Genomic DNA, 19489 nt, shown 5'->3' on the forward strand with positions numbered 1-19489 from the left:
CCTTGCCATGCTTCCGCTGGGCGGCTGCATGCAGACGACGCTTTCGCCATCGACGGACGCGAGCATGACGCCGCGCGACCGGCAGCTGCTCGCGCATACGCCTTACGCGCAAGCGAGCGTGCCCGAGCAATATCTTCGTCACATCGTCGATTATCCGCGCAAGGAGCAGCCGGGCACGATCCTGGTCGATACCGATGCGCGCTATCTCTATTTCGTGCTGCCCGACGGCAAGGCGATCCGCTACGGCGTCGCGGTCGGCGAGGAAGCCATGGCGTTCTCCGGAGTGGCGCGGGTCGGTCGTCTGGCGGAATGGCCGGACTGGGTTCCGACGGCGGACATCCAGGCGCGGCTCGGACCCTATCCGGCGCGCGTGCCCGGCGGTCCCGCCAATCCGCTGGGGGCGCGGGGCATCTATCTCTATGCCGGCAATAAGGACACGCTCTACCGCATCCACGGCACCAACCAGCCGGAATATATCGGGCAGGCGATCTCGTCCGGATGCATCCGGATGCGCAACGAGGACGTGATCGATCTCTATGACCGGGTGAAGCTCAATTCGATGGTCGTGGTGCTGCCCCCCGGACAGAACGCGCAGGTCGAAGCGCGGCCGAGTTGGCGCGGGTGAGGTCGCCCTAGTTCTCGGGACGGGCAATGCGCCATTGCAGCGTCGTGGCATTGCCGTTGGCCTCGCCCGGCGCCTTGTCGGCCGGCGAGGTGTAGAGCGGACGATAGCGATATGCCCACATCTTGCTGCCGTCGTTGCGGCTGATCACGGTGAAATCGCCGATCGCCTTGGCATCGGCCGTTGCCGATAGCGGAATCCAGCTCTCGACGCATTTGCCGTTGCAGTTCGACGTCTTGCCGGTGGTATCGCGCTCGTAATAGTAGAGCGTCATGCCGTTGAGGTCGACGAGCGTCGGACCCTGCTTGGTCAGGATCACCTTCGCCGGTGAGGTCGCGGGCTTCGGCGGAGGAGGGGCATCGCCGCCACCATGGCCATTCGCGAGCGCCGGCGCGATCGAGAGCGCGACGGCCGCCGCCGCAATGAGGAACCTGAACATCCGAAACTCCAGACCGGCAAAGTTAATCGCGCGTTAAGACGCCGAATGCGGCCGACCGTAACAGCCGAAGGTTAGTTCCTGGTTTCGCGATACTGCGACGATTGGGGGTAGAATTACGGGGCTTTTTGTCTTGGCGTTTTCTTGACGCGAACCGATATCCCCTCCCGAAAACGCTCTAAGCCTGCGCTTGGCGCAGCGGGGCGCGGCTGAGCTCGTTGCCGGCGGCGATGGCCTTGTGCAACAGCCGCATCAGATCCGAACCTTCCTTGGCGCTGAGGCCGCGCAGCATGATGCGTTGCGCGGATTCGACGGCCGGTGTGATCTTGCGCAGCGTGCGGCGGCCTTCGTCGGTGATCTCGAGCTCGCGGGCACGACGGTCACGGCGCGAGGCGCGGCGCTCCGCGAGCCCCTTCTGCACGAGGCGGTCGATCACGCCGGTGATGGTGGTGCGGTCGTAGGCGATCAATCCTGCGAGCGTCACCTGGTCGAGCCCCGGATTGGCCTTGATGGTCGCGAGCGCGGCGTATTGCACCGGCGTGAGGTCGAAGCCGGCGTCTCCAACCTCGGCCAGAAACACCGCGACTGCGATCTGCTGGAATCGGCGCGCCAGATGTCCGGGCATGTCGTTGTTGTCTTTCACCGAATTTCTCCATTGGGGCAGGTCGGCCGGTGTCGTTGACAACTATACTGATAGTCAGCATACTGAGCAATATCCAAGCAAAACATCGGCGGGAGAGGTGCTCATGCAATTCCATCTCAATGGATTTCAGCCGGGCGATCCTGACATCGCCGATCCCGCAGCGCGCATTCAGGCCTCCGGCGCCACCGGGGCCGTGCCTGACGAAGTGGATGTCCTCATCGTGGGCTGTGGCCCTGCGGGCCTGACGCTCGCTGCCCAGCTTGCGCAGTTTGCCGACATAAAGACCTGCATCGTCGAGCAGAAGCCGGACCGCTTGCTGGTCGGGCAGGCGGACGGCATCGCATGCCGCACCATGGAGATGTTCCACGCCTTCGGATTCAGCGAGCGCGTCCTGAAGGAAGCTTGTTGGGTGAACGAGACGACGTTCTGGAAACCGGACGAGCGGGTGCCGGAAAATATCGTCCGCAGCGGCCGGGTGCAGGACGTCGAGGACGGTTTGTCGGAATTCCCGCACGTCATCCTCAATCAGGCGCGCATCCATGATGGCTTTCTCGACGTCATGCGCAAAGCGCCGGCCAGGCTCGAGCCCCATTACAGCCGGCGCCTGCTCGACCTTCAGGTCGATCCGGCCGCGGGGCCCGCCGACCATGCCGTGACGGCGCGGCTCGAACGGGTCGACGCCGCGAACGAGGGCAAGGTCGAGACGATCAAGGCGCGCTATGTCGTCGGCTGCGACGGTGCCCGCAGCATGGTGCGCAAATCGATTGGCCGCGAGTTGCTCGGCGATTCCGCCAATCATGCCTGGGGCGTGATGGACGTGCTGGCGGTGACCGATTTTCCGGACATCCGCTTCAAGGCCCTGATCCAGTCCGCCAAGGACGGCAGCCTGCTGATCATCCCGCGCGAGGGCGGCTACATGGTCCGCCTCTATGTCGAGCTCGCCAAGCTCGAGATCGGCGAGCGCGTCGCCAATCGTAACATCACCGCCGATGACGTGATCGCGAAAGCGCAGCGGATCCTGAAGCCGCATGCGCTCGATGTGAAGGAGATCGCTTGGTGGTCGGTCTACGAGATCGGCCAGCGACTGACCGACAAGTTCGACGACGTGCCGGAGACCGAGATCGCTACGCGTCTGCCGCGGATCTTCATCGCCGGCGATGCCTGCCACACCCACAGCCCGAAGGCGGGGCAGGGCATGAACGTTTCGATGCAGGACGCCTTCAATCTCGGCTGGAAGCTCGCTGCCGTTCTGCGGAAGCAGTCTGCGCCGAGCCTGCTGCATTCCTATTCGGCCGAGCGCCAGGCGGTCGCGAAAGAGCTGATCGATTTCGACCGCGAATGGGCGGGGATTCTTGCGTCCGCCGCCAAGGCCGGCGGCGCCGATGCCGCCAGGACGCAGGACTATTTCGTAAGGCACGGTCGCTACACCGCGGGCACCGCGACGCATTACCGTCCGTCGGTTCTGACCGGAGCGACGTCGCACCAGCATCTCGCGCAAGGGTTCGTCATCGGCACGCGCTTTCATTCCGCACCGGTGATCCGGCTTGCGGATGCGAAGCCCGTGCATCTTGGTCACGCTGCGCCGGCGGATGGCCGCTTCCGCATCTACGCTTTCTCTGGCGCTGAGAATCCCGCAGCAGCCGGCTCGGCCATTCGCGCCTTGTGCAGTTTTCTCTCCGAGGCGCGGGAGTCGCCGGTCCGGCGTTACACGCCCGCGGCCGCCGACGTCGACAGCGTGATCGACCTGCGGGCGGTCTTCCAGCAAGATCATCGCGAGCTCGCCGTCGAGGCGATGCCCGCGCTGCTGCTTCCGCGCAAGGGCCGGTACGGCCTGATCGACTACGAGAAGATGTTCTGTCCGGACCTCAAGAATGGTCAGGACGTTTTCACCATGCGCGGCATCGATCGCAAGGTCGGCTGCATGGTCGTGGTGCGGCCGGATCAGTACGTCGCGACCGTGTTGCCGCTGGACGATTTTGCTGCGCTTGCTGCGTACTTCGACGGCTTCATGCTGCAAGTGAACTGACGGGCCGGCGGCGCACCCGTAGGCTCTCTCTGCGCGCGGTGTCGATGAACGGCGAATGAATATTGAACCGCGCGCGGCATCCGTCCCGATCTTTTGGCGGATGAGACCTTCGTACGCGGAACGCCCGTTCCGCTAGCGCGTTCCGACTCGAAAGAGGAGGACTACGCCATGAAATTCCGAAGCGTGTTGTTAGCCGCATTGCTGCTCGCCCCGACGGCCGCAATGGCCGCACCGGGCATGGTCACCGTCTCGACCGGCCTGCGCGCCGGGCCGGGTTCGGGCTTTCCGCTGGTCGATCGCATCCCCGAGGGCGCCCGCGTCGACATCCATGGCTGCCTGCGCGGCAAAGCCTGGTGCGACGTGAGCTTCTCGGATGACCGTGGCTGGGTGTCGTCGCAATATCTCGAATATCTCTACCGCAATCACTACGTCTATCTCCCCGACTATGTCGATGAGATAGACGTGCCGATCGTTCCCTTCGTGCTGACCTCGTATTGGTCGAGGTATTATGAGGGGCGGCCCTGGTATCGGCGGCATGCCCATTGGAATAGCTACTGGACTTCGCATCAGCGCGAAGCGACGCGGATGACGATCAATCCGCGCGCGGCTCGCATCGGCCGCGCGGCAACGCGCGATGCGGCGGTCGCACTCGGGCGCAACGGAGCGAATGCCCGGGACAGTGTCAAGGGCGCGGCCGCGGTCTCCGGCCGTGATGCCGCAACTTCACGGCACGACGCCGCCATCGCCAAGCGCGAGACTGCGGTGACGACGGACCGGAGCCGTGCTGGACGAACCGAGCGCATCGCGCATGAGCGGACCAATCTGCAGAGCCGCAATCCGCGCGATGCACAGGCCCGCATCATGCACGAGCAGGCCGCGAGCCGCGCGGCTGTGCGTGCGCAACCGATGGCGCGGCCGCATGAGGCGCCGCGGGTGTCAGCCGCTCCCGCAAGCCGGCCCGCGATGCCGCATGTGGCCCAGCCCAGTTTGAGCCACGGCTCGCCGATGAATGCTCGTGCCCAAATGCCGGCACCGGCGCCGCGCGCGGCTGCGCCCGCGATGCCGCATGGCGGCGGCGCTCCTCACATCAACGCCGCGCCGCGCGGCGGCGGTGCGCCGGCAGGCGGCCCAGGTGGCGGCCACCAGAAGCACTAAATTTGCCAACGAAAGCCCGGCCCTCGCGCCGGGCTTTCTGCTTGGGCCGGACCGGGTTCCCGGCGCGTATAATTTAAGAAAGTTCTTCGCGGGCAGATTTCATCGATCGTAATATGTCTACTCAAAGCTGCAAGCATTCCACTCGGGGCAGCGGGGCACGGGAGGATGACGACGATGAGACAGAACCAGGCGGAGACGCGCCGCCACAATGTCGCGAAGCGGTCGATGACCAAGGAGGCCAAGCAGCTGTCCGGCCTGATTGCCGGATTGCGCCAATCTCTCGAGATGATTCACAAGGAGCGATCGAGCACCAAACTCTCCGGCGCCGAGATGGGCCTTCTCGACGAACGCCGCAACAATCTGTTGCTGACCATCGCAGCCCTCGACGACCGCCTCTCGGCGGTGCAGGGGCTGATTGATCTTGGCCGCCCCCACATCATTCGCGTCCACTGATCGGAGCGCAGACCTGATGCTATCGGCTTCGTCGCGGCGGCGACGGAACCAAGCTCAGCTGCCGGCTCTGCGTGGCATAAGGATTGGCGTAGCACTGCGCGGATTGCCCGGAGGCGGTCGCGGCGCACTGCGCGATCGTCGCAAAGCTGCAATCGATGCTGCGGCCGTCGATCGTGTAGATCTCGATGCAGACGGGATGGCGCGGGTCGTAGGTCTGCGCGGCTGTCGGCGTCACGCCGAGCAAGCCCGCACCAGGCAAGCCCGCGACAAGCAGAATCGCATTCATGACGCGACGCACGATCAACCTCCATCGTTCGGCCGGAACCAGGCACAATGCTGCCTTGGATGGCATCAAATTGCCACGCTCCCGGCGAATTGCCGCCAAAGCCCGCTGCCACGACGAGACCGGGTGCAGGGCAACGCAAGGGGATGCGCATTGGCCTACAAGATGATCGCAGAACGCGACAATGAGAAGTGCAGTTTTGCCCGTGAGAGCCGGTTGCTGATCGTGGCGAAGGCAAAGGTTTGGGCAAGCGAGGGGTGGAAGGTCGTCATCACCGACCAGGACGGCAAGGCCTACGCCCCGCCCGAATTCGATCAGCTATTGGCGGCCTGACCGCAATACGGGGCAGGGGACGACATTGATTTCGCACTTTCGACAGGGGCGCGGCCTGATCGCGCCCTTGACGACTCTTCCAACGATGACTCTTGCAGCCGCCGCCGTCCTGACGGCGACATTTGCCGCCGCGCAAAATCTCGATGCCGGCAAGTCGCCGCAAAAGCTCTTCGCCGATGGGTGCGCGACCTGCCATCGCAGCCCGCGCGGCCTTGCCAAGGGACGCTTCACCCTGACGCTGTCCTGGTTCCTGAAGGACCATTACGCAACCAGTTCGGACACAGCCAAGGCGCTTGCCGCCTATCTGGAATCGGTCGATACGGCGCCGGCTGCGGCCAAACCTGGCGCGAAGCGATCCGGGCCGCGTCCTCCCAAGTCGTCGCAAAGCCAGTAGGCGTGAGTCGGCTGCCGCAGGGCGTCGCGAAGCCGAAGGCCTTGCCGGTGAATACAGTGCTGCCGGCGTCAATGCACCGTGGTCGCCGAGAACAGGTTGATGACCACGACCCCGGACACGATCAGCGCGATGCCGACGAAGGCCGCAGCGTCGAGCATCTGGCGAAATAGCACGAAGGAGACGGTTGCCGTCAGGATGATGCCGACCCCGCCCCAAATCGCGTAGGCGATGCTCAGGGGGATGACCCGGATCGCGACCGACAGCGCGTAGAACGAGGCGACATAGAACAGCACCATCGCCAGTGTCGGCCACAGCCGCGTGAACTGCACGGATTGCTGGAGGAAGGCGGACGCCGTGACCTCGAGGACGATAGCGAGCGCAAGCGCTGCGTAGGCATTGAAGGCGGAAGTCATCACGGGCTCGGGCGTGTTGCGCAGAGAAAGATACCGCGCGGTACGGGGAATGTGACGTTTGCCCGGGTCCAGCTATCACGTGTCAGTGACGAGCCTGCGACACGGCGGAGCGCAGCACGAAACCGCCGCGCGATGGTTCGCGCGGCGGCTCATTGGTGGCGGCGTTAGTTGATCCGCACGGAGAGTTCAACGTCCTCGGCAAAGGCCGTGGACATGTAGCCGCTTCCGGGCCTGCGCATGCGCGCCAGATAGTCGGGGCTGTCCTCGGCGTTGTCGGCTACGATGATCGCGCCCGGCCGGAGATGGCCTTCGACCAGATCCAGGATATCGGCGTAGAGCGCCTTGGCGCCGTCGAGCAGCACGAGATCGATCGTGTCGGGCAGGTCGACTTGAAGCATCTTCAGCGCGTCGCCTTCGCGGATTTCGACGAGGTCCAGCAGCCCGCCGGCCGCGAGGTTCTCGCGCGCCCGGGCCGCCTTGGACGGTTCGAATTCGGTGGTGATGAGGCGACCGCCGCCATTGTCGCGCAAGCCCGCGGCAAGGTGCAGGGTCGAGATGCCGAACGAGGTGCCGAACTCGACGATCGCTTTGGCGCGGGAGCTGCGTGCGAGCATGTAAAGCAGGTGACCGGTCTCGCGGGAGACTGCGAGCGGTGCGTCCTTCAGCCGCCCGTAGAGGTCGCGGTAAGCGGTCTTGCTCTGCATCATCCGTGTGCGGTCGGCGTCGGTCACATCGGCGAAGGCGGCTTGCATCGCGCCGCGCGCCGCTTCGTCCTGGTCGAACAGACGATCGAGCAGTGGCGCAAGTGATATGATGGTCGGGGTGGTCATGTGTAGTCTCCAGATGTCGCCGCGAGGCGAGTGCTTGCGTGAGAATTGAAATACGACTAATTCGTCGCATTCGCTATTCGCATTGCCCGAGGGCGCCATGGCCGATCGCCGAAGCCGTTCAGTTTCCTCACGAAAACATCCGCAGCAGGCCCGCTCGAACGAGCTGGTGGCGGCCATTCTGGATGCGGCTGTTCAGGTCCTGGCCAAGGAGGGGGCGCAGCGCTTCACGACGGCGCGGGTGGCCGAGCGGGCCGGAGTGAGCGTCGGATCGCTCTATCAATATTTTCCGAACAAGGCGGCGATCCTGTTCCGCCTCCAGAGCGACGAGTGGCGGCGCACGAGCGAGCTCCTGCGCGGCATCCTGGCGCACCGGGCGGAACCGCCACTGGTGCGGCTGCGCGCGCTGGTCCACGCCTTCATTCGTTCCGAGTGCGAGGAGGCTGCGATCCGTGGGGCGCTCGATGACGCCGCACCACTTTATCGCGACGCGCCCGAAGCACACGACGCGCGGGCCGCCGGTAAGGGCATCGTCGCGGCCTTCATGCGGGAGGCCCTGCCCGAGGCGCCGGATGCGACGCGGGAGCTTGCCGGCGAGCTGATCAAGACGACGCTGAGCGAGGTTGGCAAGCGGTTCTCGGAGACACCGCGCAACGAGGCGGAGATCGCGCGTCATGCCGACGCAATGGCCGACATGTTCTGCGCCTATATCGATGAGCTTGCGCGGCGACGAAGTCATTCCTGACATCCGCGTTCGCGGGCCAATATCGTTTCCGACTTGACTGGATCATGAGTTAGCCTCGGTTTGTCCTCCAGCCAGTCAACGAGCGCGCCGCCATGCATGTCCTCCGCCCCCAATTCCGCATCGAGGAGCAGCAAGCGCTGGAATTCGCAACCCGACGGGGCTTCGGCATGATCGTGGCGGCGGATGAGCGCGGGCCGCGCGCCTCGCACGTGCCGTTCGTGCTGGAGCAGCGCGACGGGCGCACGATCGTGCAAATCCATTTCACCGCCAGGAATCCGCTCGCTCTGCTCGCGGACGGCACGCGGCGCTTCCTGCTGATTGTTGTCGGCGACGACGCCTACATCTCCAATGACTGGTATTCTTCGCGCGACAACGTCTCGACCTGGCTTTACGAGGCCGTGCACCTGTCCGGCGTGGCGCATCTGCGCGGGCTCGACGAGAACCGCGGGCACGGCGATACGCTACTCGCGGTCGCCGAAGCGCGGCTGCCGAAGGCGCCCTGGGACCTGGCACAGATGGAGCCGGACAAGCGCGAGACCATGTTGGCCGCCATTCGCGTCATCGATCTCGTGGTAGATACCGTCGAGGGGCAGGCCAAGCTCAACCAGCACAAGAGCGATGCGGATCACGTCGCGGTCGTGGACCGGCTGGCGCGGTCGGAGGAGACCGGGCATCGGCGGCTGGCGCGGAAGATGCAGGCGCTGCGGCCCGGGCTTGGGTATGGTCTTTGGTGATCCGGGCGACCCTTGTCTCGCGCGGCATTTGCCCCTACGGACTTTCATGCTTGTCATCTCCATTCAAAGCCAGGTGGTCCACGGCCATGTCGGCAACAGCGCCGCTGCCTATGCCATGCAGGCGGAAGGGGTGAATGTCGCGGCGGTGCCGACAACGCTGCTGTCGAACCATCCGCGCTATCCGACCGTGCGCGGGCGGGTGCTGGAGACCGAGCTCGTTGCAGATCTGCTGAGAGGCGTCGAGGAGCGCGATCTCGTCGACGAGGCCGCGGTAATCGTCACCGGCTATCTCGGTTCGCCCGGCAATGCCGCTGTCATTGCCGATTTCGTCGAGCGGGCGCTGACCCGCAATTCAAAGCTGGTCTATCTCTGCGATCCCGTGATCGGCGATGACGGCCGGGTCTATGTCGCGGACGGCATCCTGGACGTGGTCCGGCACCGGCTGCTGCCGGCTGCCAATCTGACCACGCCGAACCAGTTCGAACTCGGGCTGCTCACAGGCCTCGACATATTGGATGCGCAGGGTCTGCGCGCGGCGTGCGCGGCGCTGGCCGGAACCGGTCGCATCGACGTGGTCGCCACCGGTTGCACGCTCACTGATACGGCGGAAGGGCAGGTGGAAACGATTCTGTGCGCCGACGGTCAGTTGTCGCGCTTTGCGACGCCGCGCCTGCCGATCCGCCCCTCAGGCACCGGTGATCTCCTCACCGGCCTGATCGCGGCACATCTGGCTAGGGGCACAGTGACCGAGGCGGCGGTGCGGCTCGCAGTCGAAACCATTTTCGCAGTGCTGGTGCGCACGCAGGAGGCCGGCACCGCCGAAATGCGGCTCGTGCCGCTGCCGACGCCCGGACGGTAGACCGCCATACTCAGGTCGCGCGCTTCGCGGCCGATTGCGCTGATTTCTGCGGCTTTGCCGGGACCTTCTGCTCGCGCGTCGCCTGCGCCTTTGGCGGCTTTGCGCTTGCCACGGCCCGCGCCTTCCTGGGCTTGACGTTGGCTTCCTTACGGTCCGACGTGCCTCGGCGGGAGACGTATTCCGTCCCGTCGACCGGGCCGACATGCGGGGGATCGCGGCCAAGATAGGGGCGGCCGATGCCGAGCGCCTTGCCATTGGCATCGACCCACTTCCACAGCACCTCGGTCGAGACCCAGCGTTGCGCGCGGTTGTCGCCCTTGGTGCTGACGATGTCGGCCGCCATGCCGTGGCCGTAGCCGCCGCGCGTGCTGCCGCCGTGATAGGAGCGGTCGGAGGCGGCCTTCAGGCCGCTCGCGATCGACTGGCGATAGTCGTCGCGGAACGCGCTGGTGATGCCCGGCGAAAGCCCGGCAGCCTCAGCCGCGAGCAACGTGCGAAACAGCTTTTTCTTGAAACTCTTGTCCATGCCGCCGATGACGTAGTCCATCATCGACATGCCGGCGCGGTCGGCCGCCTTCGGATCCTTCCAGCCAAAGTCCTCGTCGACCAGTTTCGTGAAGCTGCGCATCACGGTCACCACCTTGCCCTTGCGCTTGACGGTGACGGCGCGGCGATCTGTGACCTTGATCGAGTCTTCCTTGGCCGTGCGCTGGTAGAGCGCCCAGAGATACCGGTCGATACAGGCTTCCATGACGTAGCATTCGTCGAGTACTGCGGTCGTGTCCGCCGACGGCGAGGCCTTGCTCGCGGCAGGCGCAGGGCCGGTCGCGATCGTCGCGGGCGACAGCGCGTCCGTCGTCACGATCTCGGTGGGATCGGCGGATGCGAGCTTTATCACGGGCTCCGGCGCCGGAGCCGGAGCAACCTCGCTGGCGACTGGTGTCGGGTCAGGCGAAATCTGCGGCGCGAGCGGCGCTTCGGTCGGCAAGATCAGCACTGGGTCGGCCGAGGCGAGCTTGATGGCCGGAGCTGGCGCCTCGGGCGCTGCCGCTTCAGCGGTGACCGTGCCTGGTGTCGCAGCGACGGCGGCCGCGATATCGGCGGTCAGGGCGACGCCGTCCTCGATGGCCGCAGCGTGCGGGATGTCTGCGAGGTCAAGCCGGCTGAGATCCTTCGCGCGCGAGACGGCAGAAGCATTGGCGCCGCTGTTCTCGATGAGGGCAGGGGCATAGGCGGACAAAGAGAGCGCCAACCAGCCGGCGAGAACCGCCGAGGGGCAGGAGACCGCCACCAGAAGAGACCGCCGATCATTCATGATCCCTGCCTCCAAACGGTTCTGTCGAACCTCGTCTTCTCCGAACAGTCTTGACCAACAGTCTTGACCAACAGTCTTGACAAACAGTCTTGCACGAAAAGGCACGCCGCGCGTCGATTGTTCGGAGGACGGTGTGGCGGCGCAATGGCGCAATTCGGCGAAAGCGGGCTTTTCGAGCAAGTGTTGCGCGCGGGCAACGCGGGTTCCATTGCGTTCCAGGGGTGGCACAGCCGAAAGGGCCTGCAAATGCAGTATTCATTGTCGTCAACTTGAGGCGGTTGAATTTACTCAATCTTGGATTGTGGTCGTGCAAGTCTCCCGCGCCGGCGATTCCGGCAGAGTTGGGAAGGACACGCGCATGACACTGAAACGCAAATGGGCTGAATTCGCCGCCGATGAATCCGGCGCCACCGCGATCGAATACGGACTGATCGCAGCAGGCATCGCGCTCGCGATCATCGAGATCATCTACGCCCTCGGCACCAACCTCGTCGCAAAACTGCAATCGCTGGCGACGGCGTTGAAATGAGCTGTGTGGAGTGGCGCCCGACGCCTTGCGGCAACTTTGCTGCGGCTAGCGCGTTAGGCGCCCATGACGCATTCCTCGCTTCGTCCCATGGACGCCTTCGACCCCACCGAGCCCGCCATCCTGCACGACCAGCTCTCCGATACGATCATCACGTGGACCGCTGAGCAGGCCGACGATTTCAGGCGTGCCAGCCGGCCGGGCCAGGACGGAACCGTGATCTGGAAGGCCTACGTCTTCGACGGCTGGGGCCACGTGCTCGGCGGCTGACGCCGCCCATAAAAGCGTCATGTCGCGCCGGGCGGTGATTTTGCCAAAGCGTCGCGCGCATTAAACATATTGCCATGCACCCGGCGCGTTGTTGCGTTGCAACAACGCATGTCGCAATGCAGCAAAACGCGCTTAAATGTGCTCCGAATCTTCCACTGAAGGAGCATCACCCATGAACAACAAGACTCTGTCGATCGCCGCCGCCATCCTGACGATCGCGGGCAGCACCGCGGCTTTCGCCGGCGAGCTGCCGACTTATGAGGCCAACGGCTTTCCGGTGTCCCCGATGCAGGTGCGCGTGCTCGGTGCCGCGCATGTCGAGCAGCAGGCCTCGGCACCCACCAACGTTGCTTCGATCCACCAGGCCCGCGTTCTCTCGCCGCGCAAGGTGAAGACGGCTGATGTCACGACCGGCAGCGCCCGCTGATCTGGGGGCGCCACAAGCCAACATCAAGCTAACGTGATGCAGGCTCGTTTTTCTCCGAGGCTGCCACGACCGCGTTCCCTTTTGGGAGCGCGGTCTTTTTTTTGGCACAGCGAGTCATGATCGCGTGCCACTTGTGTACGGCCGTTCAAAGCGAGTGTGATCTCTTTAATAGTTGCTTTGCAGATCGCGGCGCTTGATGCGGGCGCCGCTGATTGAGCAGCCAAGAATCATTTTCATAATGGAGTAGTCATGCCTGTTGCACAGAAAGCCGTTGTTGCAAGCGTCTCGCCGCGCGCGTTCATTCTCAGGCATCTCGCCTTGTTCGCAGCCGCCGCGCTGTTCGTGTTCGTTCTGAGCCTGACCTATGGCCTCGATCTCAGCCCCGGATTTTTCTAGCCAGATCTGCAACCGCGTGGGTTGAGCCTCGTCGCGTGCTGACATAAGGCTTGCTTATGGATCAGCGGACGAGCGGCGCCGACGCTCTCACTCAAAAGAACGATGCGGCGCCGGCGCTTGTCGGCGTGCTCTGCGGCCTCGCCGCGGCGGTGTTCTGGGCGCTCGGCTTCGCCGGCACGCGGCACGGGCTCAAGGTCGGCTTCACGCCGGTCGATTTGCTGGTGCATCGCTATGTCTGGTCCGGCATCGCGTTCCTGCCGCTGGTGATACGCGGCGGAATCTCCGATCTCTGCGGCATCGGCTGGGGCAGGGGCCTTGCGCTGATGGTGCTCGGCGGCCCCGTGATGTCGCTGATCTCCTACACTGGTTTTCTGTTCGTGCCGCTCGGCCATGGCAGCGTGATCCAGCCCTCCTGCGCGACGCTCGGCGGCCTGCTGCTCGCGGCCTTGTTCCTGAAAGAGCATGTCTCCGTGTCGCGCATCGCCGGCGCCTTGGTCATCGTCGGCGGGCTCGGCGTGATCGGCGCGGAATCGATCGGCGATATCGGCGTCGACGGCGTGCTCGGCGATCTCACCTTCGTGCTGACCGGATTGATGTTCGCAGGTTTCGGCGCGCTGCTGCGCCACTGGCGTGTCTCCGCCGTGTCGGCCGCGCTCGTCATCAACGTGCTGTCGCTGCTGCTGCTGCCGATCTACCTCATGACCGGCGGGCTGGCGCGGATCGCGGCGATCGGTATCGGTGAGAACGCCATCCAGGCGCTGGCGCAGGGCGTGCTTGCCGGCCCGGCTGCGCTTTATCTGTTCGCCGTCTCGGTCCAACGCCTCGGCGTGGCCCGCGCCGCCGTTGTCCCCGCCTGCGTGCCGGCGCTGACGGTGCTCACCGGCTGGCTCCTGCTCGGCGAGCCGCCGACACTATTGCAGACGGCGGGATTGGTGACGGTGCTGTGCGGATTCTATCTGGCGCAGCGGCAGCGATAGATCGCGGACCCTAAACGGCGCTTACCATTCGATGGCGGTGAACTTGACGCCGCGGCCGGTCAGCTCCCGCCCGAGCCGCTCGGCGCGCTCGCTGGCGGATTTGCCGAGCAGCCGATACCTGCCTCCGAGCGCCTTGTCGGCGGCAACCTGATGCCGGATGTTTTCGTACAATCGCAAGACGGCCTGATCGCTCAGATTGTCGAACATGTCATCTGTCGGGTTTGGCCTGTTGGCGTCCCCTGTTGGCGGTCCTCGCAGAGCGGCCTCCCAAGACTTGTTCGTGCGGATGTCGACTGATGGGTACCGGTCCGGCGCAGCAGCGTATGTCCACTTTTGAACACTGGGCCTCGGCTTACGCCTTCCTCACGAACTCCGATTTCAAATTCATCGCGCCGATGCCGTCGATCTTGCAGGCGATGTTGTGGCCGTCGGTCGCGTCCTGCAGGCGGATGTTGCGGACCTTGGTGCCGCCCTTGACGACGGAGGAGGAGCCCTTGACCTTGAGATCCTTCATCACGATGACGCTGTCGCCATCGGCGAGCGCATTGCCGTTGGCATCGCGAACGCCCGCCTGCTGCGCGGCGTCCGTGGGGGCCTCCGCCGTGCCGCTCCATTCATGGCCGCATTCCGGGCAGACCCAGAGGCCGCGATCCTGATAGGCGTGCTCGGAGTTGCAGGTCGGACATTTCATCGCGTCGGTCATCGTTTGCCTCGTCGCCCGTCACGGGCGCGCCGCACGCTTTCCGCCGGAAAAAGATGGATTGGGAGCAAATCCTTTACCATGGCTTTCAGTCCTGGTGGAACCCTTGGAAATTTAGGAGTTCAGGAAAAAGTTTGCGGTATCGAGGTCCGGGTTTACGCGGCGTTCGTTCGACGTTGCCGCGGAAGGGAGCGTTCTGGTCATGAGCGAGCATCGCGCCGCAGTCAGACATCACACGTTGCGCACCGGCATCGTCGAATTCGACAACGGCACCGGCAAGATCATCAGCGCGCCCTGCACGATCCGCGATGTCTCCGGCACCGGGGCGCGCCTCGGCCTCAACGCCTCGCTCTGGGTCGCCGACCAATTCACCCTGGTCTTCAGCAGCGGACTGCGCAAGGACTGCCGCGTCGCCTGGCGCAAGGGTAGGCTGATCGGCAGCGCGTTCGTGGCCGGCTATGCGAGCGCGGACGAGCAGGCCGTGATGATGACCACCGACGAGCAGTCCCGGCACAGACTCGGGATCGGTGCGCGCCTCAAGGTTGCGCGCGACAAGCGCGGCTACACGCAAGGCCAGCTCGCCGAGCTCATCGGCGCCACGTCGGCCTTCGTGTCGCTGGCCGAGCAGGGCGAGGCGGACATTCCGCTGTATCAACTGATGCACATCGCCGATCTGCTGATGGTTGGTCTCGACGGGCTCGTTGCCGGGCCGGCGCCCGAGGATGTCGACGCGGCGTAGGTGGCGACCCGCCAAAACAAAAACCTCGAAAACAACCCCATGCACAGTAGAAATCCCGAGGGATTTCAGTGTGTTGGAAATCCGAAAAATCGTTGGTGTTGGACCGTAGCCCGGATGGAGCGAAGCGCAATCCGGGAGTCCTGCGGCGGGCACCGTCCCGGATTACGCTTTCGCTCCATCCGGGCTACGGGCCCCGCATCGACTTCGGCGATGCCGAATCGAGTTTGACTCGTCGGGCAAAACAGGGGCATGATGTCATCGTGGCGAAGGTTGGCGTGATGGTGCCTCGCCGGGCCGTGGGGCGACATGCCGAAGACACCAAAAAGAAAACTGAAGACCTACCAGACCTCACTCGGCTTCTACGACCAGGCGATTGCCGCGCCCTCAATGAAGGCGGCGCTGGACGCCTGGGGCGCCAGGTCCAATCTGTTTCATCAGGGCGCTGCGAAAGAGACGGACGACCCCGACATCGTCGCGGCGACGATGGAGAAGCCGGGCGTGGTGCTCCGGCGTCCGGTCGGATCGGACGGTCCGTTCACCGAGCATTCCGAGTTGCCGACCGATCTCGCTGACGACGAGGCCAAGCCAAAGCGCAAAGCGAAGTCCAAGCCGACAAATCGTCGGGCGAAAGCCGCAAAGCAACCATCACGCAAGGTCGACGATCAACAGGCGCGCAAGGCCGCCGCGGCGTTCGAGAAGGAAGAGCGGCGGCGGGAAGCCGAGCGCCGCAAGGAGGAGGCCGCCCGCGCCAAGGAGCGCGCGCGCCGCGAGAAAGCGGTCGCGAGCGCGCAGGCGGCACTGGACGAGGCGAGGCGGGAGCACGACGCCCGCGCGGAGGCGATCGAAGCGGAGCGAGTTGCGCTGGACGAACGCGCCGAGGCGGAGCAGAGCCGGTGGGACAAGCAGAGGATGAAGCTATCTGAGGCCGTGCGTCGCGCGCGGGAGTAAATGCCTGGTCATGCGTGGCAGGTCGTCGTGCTCAGCGGCGAGATCGCGGTTCCATCCCTATATGGACTGAAGTGCCATATAGGTCTGCCAATGCCTGAAAAGCCCTCGAATTCTGCAAGCCCGATGATCGTGCGCCCGCGCCGCGCGGCGCCGGTCCTGGTGTGCCGCAAATGCCTCAAGCGCAGCGACGAGGGCCGCGACGTCAGGCGTGCGCTGAAATCCGAACTGAAGGCGAACAAGCGCGACGGCACCAAGCCGGCCAAGCTGATCGTGACCGGATGCTTCGGCCTGTGCCCGAAACAATCGATCGTGATCGCGAGCGGCGCCAGCCTGGCGCGACAACAGTATGTGCTGGTTGCGGACTGCGATCAGGTGCCGCGGGCGCTCGCGTTGTTGGATGGCAAGACCGGCGCGTGACGGTCGGTCTGCGCTGCGCGGAAAGACCTCGGACAAATTCGCTTGCCTTGCTTTGCATCCTTTTGCACTCTGGCGGGAAGGAGACCAACGCATGAAGATCATGACTGTCGCGTGTGCGCTCGGAACCGCCCTGGTGCTGTGCAATCTCGGGATATCGGATGCCGAAGCCCGAACGCGGAAGGTCCGCGTGGTGGATGAACAACGGCTGAGGGTGGATGTCCCCGTGCTCAGGCCGACGCCGTGGGATTACAATATCGTTCCACGCTATCGTTATCGCCCGGAAGACGACCGGGTCGATCCCTACGGTCCGCCTTTGGTGTCGTCGTATGTCCGCTACGAGGGCTGGCGCTGGCCGTATTGGTGGTAAAGACCACCGACGGACGCGGAATTGATTGGCGCCTGTAGCCCGGATGGAGCGAAGCGTAATCCGGGGCCGGACCATCCGCATCGCATGACCGCCCGCATGGCACGAATCCCGGATTACGCTTCGCTCCATCCGGGCTACGTTCCTAATCGCCGTCGTCGGCAGCAAGCCGCACAAACTGCCGCTTCATTGCGTTGACCTTGGCGACATAGCTCGCGACGAGGTGATCGCCGCAGCGCTCGTCGGGGATCATCGCAAACTTGCGGCGCGCGTAGGCGGTGGCCGGGCCGGCGCCGCAGAGATGGATGAAGGCGGCGAGATCCTGCCTCTCGCGCGCGCTCGCCTTCACATCGCCCGCGCGGGTGAGAACATCGGCGACATTGCGGTCCAGATACACCGATGCCAGCTCGATGGCGTGGCTCGGGATCGCGCGGACATAGAGGAAGGGAGAGCCGCAGCCGGCTTCCGTGACCGCGTTGCTGCGAATACAGAACCGCGCGGCGTCGGCATAGGCTGCGTCCAGCATCTGGAAGAGGCCGACGGCGCTGGAGGCGGGCCGGTAGATCGCGAGCGGATTAAAACTCCAGCGCCAGCGCCAGTAGGTGCGCGCGAGCGGATTGCCCGACGTCTCGACCTGCGCCAGCGCGGCCAGTAATTCGGGCGTGATCGTCGCGGTGGAATGCTTGCGGAACAGCGGCCCGTACTGCCGCCAGGTCTCCGATGGCTCCTTGTCGAGCGCGTGGCCGACAAGAACGAACAGCTCGGTCGGCTTGCGCATCGTTTGATAGGCGATGTTCACCAGCACGACGACCGCAAGCAGCATCGCCACGCCGCCCGCGATCCGAACCATCCGCGGTGCGCGGGCGAAAGTCTTTCGCATCCATCGCGCGCGTCGTCTGAGCTTGCGAAGGCGAGAGAGGAGGGGCTTGCTTCTTGCTGGCATCGGTCTTTTGGGAGTGCATTGCGGAGGCTTTGCACCTGGTTAACGCTGTCATGAGGCCTTGAAATCCGGCTTCTTTTCCCTCTGGCGCGTGTTTTCAAGTCGCCGCTCCGTACTCCCACGGCAGCTCGCATCCTTGATGGAAATAACCCGAGGTTGTAGTGTGCGCCGCAACAGGGTTAATTTTGTGTGAATGGATCGGCTGGAATGACCGTAATCGAAAGCGTGGTGTCGGCGGAAGCTGCGGAGCGGAAAATGCCGCCGGGCGTGCTGGTCGAAGGGCCGGTGGTCGAGGCCAAGTTTCGCGATTCCTACATCTCCTTCGTCATCATGATCGGCGGTTCGATCGCGGCGCTGGTCTGGGCCTTCTGGCAAGGCATCGGCTGGGTGGAGGTTTCGGTCTTCGCCGGCACGTTCGCGCTGTCCACGGTCGGCATCGGCTTCATGCATCGCTACTTCGTCCACCGCAGCTTCCGCTGCGGCCCGGTGATGCGGACGTTGTTCGCGGCCGTCGCCACCATGGCGGTGCAGGGCTCGATCCTGAAATGGGTGAGCAATCATCGCCGGCATCATCTCCACTCCGACAAGCCCGGCGACGTCCACAGCCCTTACTATGACGGCGACGGCAACCCCTATGTCACCTTCGCCAAGGGGATGATGCATGCGCAAGGCGGCTGGGTGTGGGACCAGGCCACCACCGATGCCGGATACTACGCCAAGGATATCCTGGCCGACCCGATCGCGATGTTCTTCACCAGGACGCGCTGGTACTGGTACGCGCTCTCGGCGGTGATCATTCCGGGTGCGATCGGCTACGCCTTCGGCGGCGTGCACACGATGACCGGCTGCATCCTGTTCTCCGGCCTGTTCCGCAGCTACCTCATGACCATGGCGACATCGCTGGTCAACTCGGTCTGCCATAGCGACGGTCGCTACGGCTACCGCCGCTTCGATCTCGACGACGGCACCACCAACGAATTCGTGACCACGATCCTCACCTTCGGTGAAGGCCTGCACAACAACCATCACCGGTTTCCGCGCGACGCCTACATTTCGCACGCCTGGTACGAGATCGACATCAACGGCCTGATCATTCTGGGGCTGGGCAAGCTCGGGCTGGTGCACGATATTTTCGCGGCGGGGAGCAGGGCTGTTCGCTCCGGAGATCCGGACGGCGGAAAGCGTCCAGTGGCAGATACCGAAGCGATGGTCTGAGGTCGCTGTAGCCCGGATGGAGCGCAGCGCAATCCGGGACCAGCGTAGCTTGGCGCGAGATCCCGGATTTCGCTGCGCTCCATCCGGGCTACGGTCCTTAACCGCCGCAAGCCGCAGAAGCTGCCGCTTTATCGCGTTGACTCGCATGCCGCGTTGAATTTTCCGCATGAACGCCATCGGTGAAATCCAAACCTAAGTTGTGTTCGGAGGGAACTCTGGCCCGATGGGGCCGTTGAGCCTGTGATCCCCGAGCGTAGCGAGATCGAACCTCCGATCCTCGCCTGAGTAACCGCCGTCGCGTTGTGAGCGCGGCTCGGCGCGAAGCGTGCTCC

The 19489-nt window shown here is 64.5% G+C and carries 28 protein-coding genes; 19 read left to right on the forward strand and 9 right to left on the reverse strand.

All coding sequences use genetic code 11. The annotated features are described in order from the left end of the window. Positions 1–7 precede the first annotated feature (7 nt). Entirely contained in the window at positions 8–625 is a 618-nt protein-coding gene (locus tag GWG67_RS24140) for a L,D-transpeptidase (RefSeq protein WP_275171852.1), read from the forward strand. Between the two features lie 7 nt (positions 626–632). Here the strand turns inward: GWG67_RS24140 and GWG67_RS24145 are convergent, their stop codons facing one another. Both GWG67_RS24145 and GWG67_RS24150 read right to left on the reverse strand, forming a co-directional pair. Further along, the gene (locus tag GWG67_RS24145; RefSeq protein ID WP_275171853.1) at positions 633–1061 is read right to left on the reverse strand and encodes a hypothetical protein; all 429 of its coding nucleotides are present in this window, start codon (positions 1059–1061) and stop codon (positions 633–635) included. 175 nt (positions 1062–1236) lie between these two features. Further along, entirely contained in the window at positions 1237–1701 is a 465-nt protein-coding gene (locus GWG67_RS24150) for a MarR family winged helix-turn-helix transcriptional regulator (RefSeq protein ID WP_275171854.1), read from the reverse strand. Between the two features lie 103 nt (positions 1702–1804). Here GWG67_RS24150 and GWG67_RS24155 point away from each other — a divergent pair, with 103 nt between their 5' ends. The 3 genes from GWG67_RS24155 to GWG67_RS24165 all read left to right on the forward strand — a co-directional run bounded on the left by GWG67_RS24155 (position 1805) and on the right by GWG67_RS24165 (position 5335). Beyond that, complete coding sequence (locus GWG67_RS24155) at positions 1805–3727, forward strand: FAD-binding monooxygenase (protein WP_275171855.1); 1923 nt, start codon at positions 1805–1807, stop codon at positions 3725–3727. A 168-nt stretch (positions 3728–3895) separates the two neighbouring features. Beyond that, positions 3896–4882, forward strand: coding sequence for an SH3 domain-containing protein (locus tag GWG67_RS24160; protein WP_275171856.1), 987 nt, complete (start codon positions 3896–3898; stop codon positions 4880–4882). 174 nt (positions 4883–5056) lie between these two features. Then, positions 5057–5335, forward strand: coding sequence for a hypothetical protein (locus GWG67_RS24165; protein ID WP_275171857.1), 279 nt, complete (start codon positions 5057–5059; stop codon positions 5333–5335). 19 nt (positions 5336–5354) lie between these two features. On the opposite strand, the gene GWG67_RS24170 is transcribed toward GWG67_RS24165, so the two are convergent. Then, positions 5355–5633, reverse strand: coding sequence for a DUF3551 domain-containing protein (locus GWG67_RS24170; protein ID WP_275171858.1), 279 nt, complete (start codon positions 5631–5633; stop codon positions 5355–5357). Positions 5634–5744: 111 nt separating this feature from the next. On the opposite strand from GWG67_RS24170, the gene GWG67_RS24175 reads away from it, so the two are divergent. Further along, positions 5745–5951, forward strand: a complete 207-nt coding sequence (locus tag GWG67_RS24175; RefSeq protein ID WP_342761057.1) for a hypothetical protein — start codon at positions 5745–5747, stop codon at positions 5949–5951. 85 nt (positions 5952–6036) lie between these two features. After that, positions 6037–6345, forward strand: coding sequence for a hypothetical protein (locus GWG67_RS24180; protein ID WP_275171859.1), 309 nt, complete (start codon positions 6037–6039; stop codon positions 6343–6345). A 68-nt stretch (positions 6346–6413) separates the two neighbouring features. Here GWG67_RS24180 and GWG67_RS24185 read toward each other — a convergent pair whose 3' ends face one another. Then, a complete protein-coding gene (locus tag GWG67_RS24185; RefSeq protein ID WP_275171860.1) occupies positions 6414–6758 on the reverse strand; it encodes a multidrug efflux SMR transporter in 345 nt (114 codons plus the stop codon). A 164-nt stretch (positions 6759–6922) separates the two neighbouring features. After that, the gene (locus tag GWG67_RS24190; RefSeq protein ID WP_275171861.1) at positions 6923–7588 is read right to left on the reverse strand and encodes an O-methyltransferase; all 666 of its coding nucleotides are present in this window, start codon (positions 7586–7588) and stop codon (positions 6923–6925) included. Between the two features lie 97 nt (positions 7589–7685). Here GWG67_RS24190 and GWG67_RS24195 point away from each other — a divergent pair, with 97 nt between their 5' ends. From GWG67_RS24195 to pdxY, 3 genes are all read left to right on the forward strand, one after another. Further along, a complete protein-coding gene (locus GWG67_RS24195) occupies positions 7686–8330 on the forward strand; it encodes a TetR family transcriptional regulator (RefSeq protein ID WP_275171862.1) in 645 nt (214 codons plus the stop codon). Between the two features lie 92 nt (positions 8331–8422). Next, a complete protein-coding gene (locus GWG67_RS24200) occupies positions 8423–9064 on the forward strand; it encodes an FMN-binding negative transcriptional regulator (protein WP_275171863.1) in 642 nt (213 codons plus the stop codon). Between the two features lie 46 nt (positions 9065–9110). Continuing rightward, on the forward strand, positions 9111–9923 hold the full coding sequence (gene pdxY, locus GWG67_RS24205) for a pyridoxal kinase (RefSeq protein WP_275171864.1): 813 nt from the start codon (positions 9111–9113) through the stop codon (positions 9921–9923). Between the two features lie 10 nt (positions 9924–9933). Here the strand turns inward: pdxY and GWG67_RS24210 are convergent, their stop codons facing one another. Next, positions 9934–11238, reverse strand: a complete 1305-nt coding sequence (locus GWG67_RS24210; RefSeq protein WP_275171865.1) for a hypothetical protein — start codon at positions 11236–11238, stop codon at positions 9934–9936. 358 nt (positions 11239–11596) lie between these two features. Between GWG67_RS24210 and GWG67_RS24215 the strand changes: the two genes are divergently transcribed. From GWG67_RS24215 to GWG67_RS24235, 5 genes are all read left to right on the forward strand, one after another. Further along, positions 11597–11767, forward strand: a complete 171-nt coding sequence (locus GWG67_RS24215; RefSeq protein ID WP_275171866.1) for a Flp family type IVb pilin — start codon at positions 11597–11599, stop codon at positions 11765–11767. 63 nt (positions 11768–11830) lie between these two features. Further along, complete coding sequence (locus GWG67_RS24220) at positions 11831–12034, forward strand: hypothetical protein (RefSeq protein WP_247297420.1); 204 nt, start codon at positions 11831–11833, stop codon at positions 12032–12034. A 172-nt stretch (positions 12035–12206) separates the two neighbouring features. Further along, a complete protein-coding gene (locus GWG67_RS24225; RefSeq protein ID WP_275171867.1) occupies positions 12207–12461 on the forward strand; it encodes a hypothetical protein in 255 nt (84 codons plus the stop codon). A gap of 249 nt (positions 12462–12710) precedes the next feature. Further along, entirely contained in the window at positions 12711–12857 is a 147-nt protein-coding gene (locus tag GWG67_RS24230; RefSeq protein WP_167552239.1) for a hypothetical protein, read from the forward strand. Between the two features lie 56 nt (positions 12858–12913). Next, on the forward strand, positions 12914–13834 hold the full coding sequence (locus GWG67_RS24235; protein WP_275171868.1) for a DMT family transporter: 921 nt from the start codon (positions 12914–12916) through the stop codon (positions 13832–13834). A gap of 21 nt (positions 13835–13855) precedes the next feature. Here GWG67_RS24235 and GWG67_RS24240 read toward each other — a convergent pair whose 3' ends face one another. Then, positions 13856–14041 (reverse strand): hypothetical protein, encoded by a 186-nt coding sequence (locus GWG67_RS24240; protein WP_275171869.1) that lies wholly within the window; start codon positions 14039–14041, stop codon positions 13856–13858. A 145-nt stretch (positions 14042–14186) separates the two neighbouring features. Next, entirely contained in the window at positions 14187–14537 is a 351-nt protein-coding gene (locus tag GWG67_RS24245; RefSeq protein ID WP_275171870.1) for a zinc ribbon domain-containing protein YjdM, read from the reverse strand. Positions 14538–14736: 199 nt separating this feature from the next. Here GWG67_RS24245 and GWG67_RS24250 point away from each other — a divergent pair, with 199 nt between their 5' ends. From GWG67_RS24250 to GWG67_RS24265, 4 genes are all read left to right on the forward strand, one after another. After that, positions 14737–15273 carry a helix-turn-helix domain-containing protein gene (locus GWG67_RS24250; RefSeq protein ID WP_275171871.1) on the forward strand — a complete coding sequence of 179 codons (537 nt, stop codon included), beginning with the start codon at positions 14737–14739 and terminating at the stop codon, positions 15271–15273. A gap of 306 nt (positions 15274–15579) precedes the next feature. Further along, the gene (locus GWG67_RS24255) at positions 15580–16221 is read left to right on the forward strand and encodes a cell envelope biogenesis protein TolA (protein ID WP_275171872.1); all 642 of its coding nucleotides are present in this window, start codon (positions 15580–15582) and stop codon (positions 16219–16221) included. 90 nt (positions 16222–16311) lie between these two features. Continuing rightward, entirely contained in the window at positions 16312–16638 is a 327-nt protein-coding gene (locus GWG67_RS24260) for a (2Fe-2S) ferredoxin domain-containing protein (protein ID WP_275171873.1), read from the forward strand. 91 nt (positions 16639–16729) lie between these two features. Beyond that, entirely contained in the window at positions 16730–17005 is a 276-nt protein-coding gene (locus tag GWG67_RS24265; protein ID WP_275171874.1) for a hypothetical protein, read from the forward strand. Between the two features lie 142 nt (positions 17006–17147). On the opposite strand, the gene GWG67_RS24270 is transcribed toward GWG67_RS24265, so the two are convergent. Then, entirely contained in the window at positions 17148–17945 is a 798-nt protein-coding gene (locus GWG67_RS24270) for a transglycosylase SLT domain-containing protein (RefSeq protein ID WP_275171875.1), read from the reverse strand. Positions 17946–18149: 204 nt separating this feature from the next. Between GWG67_RS24270 and GWG67_RS24275 the strand changes: the two genes are divergently transcribed. Then, positions 18150–19157, forward strand: a complete 1008-nt coding sequence (locus tag GWG67_RS24275; protein ID WP_275171876.1) for an acyl-CoA desaturase — start codon at positions 18150–18152, stop codon at positions 19155–19157. The last annotated feature ends 332 nt before the right edge of the window (positions 19158–19489 follow it).

This window comes from Bradyrhizobium sp. CSS354, assembly GCF_029051725.1.
GTDB lineage: Bacteria > Pseudomonadota > Alphaproteobacteria > Rhizobiales > Xanthobacteraceae > Bradyrhizobium.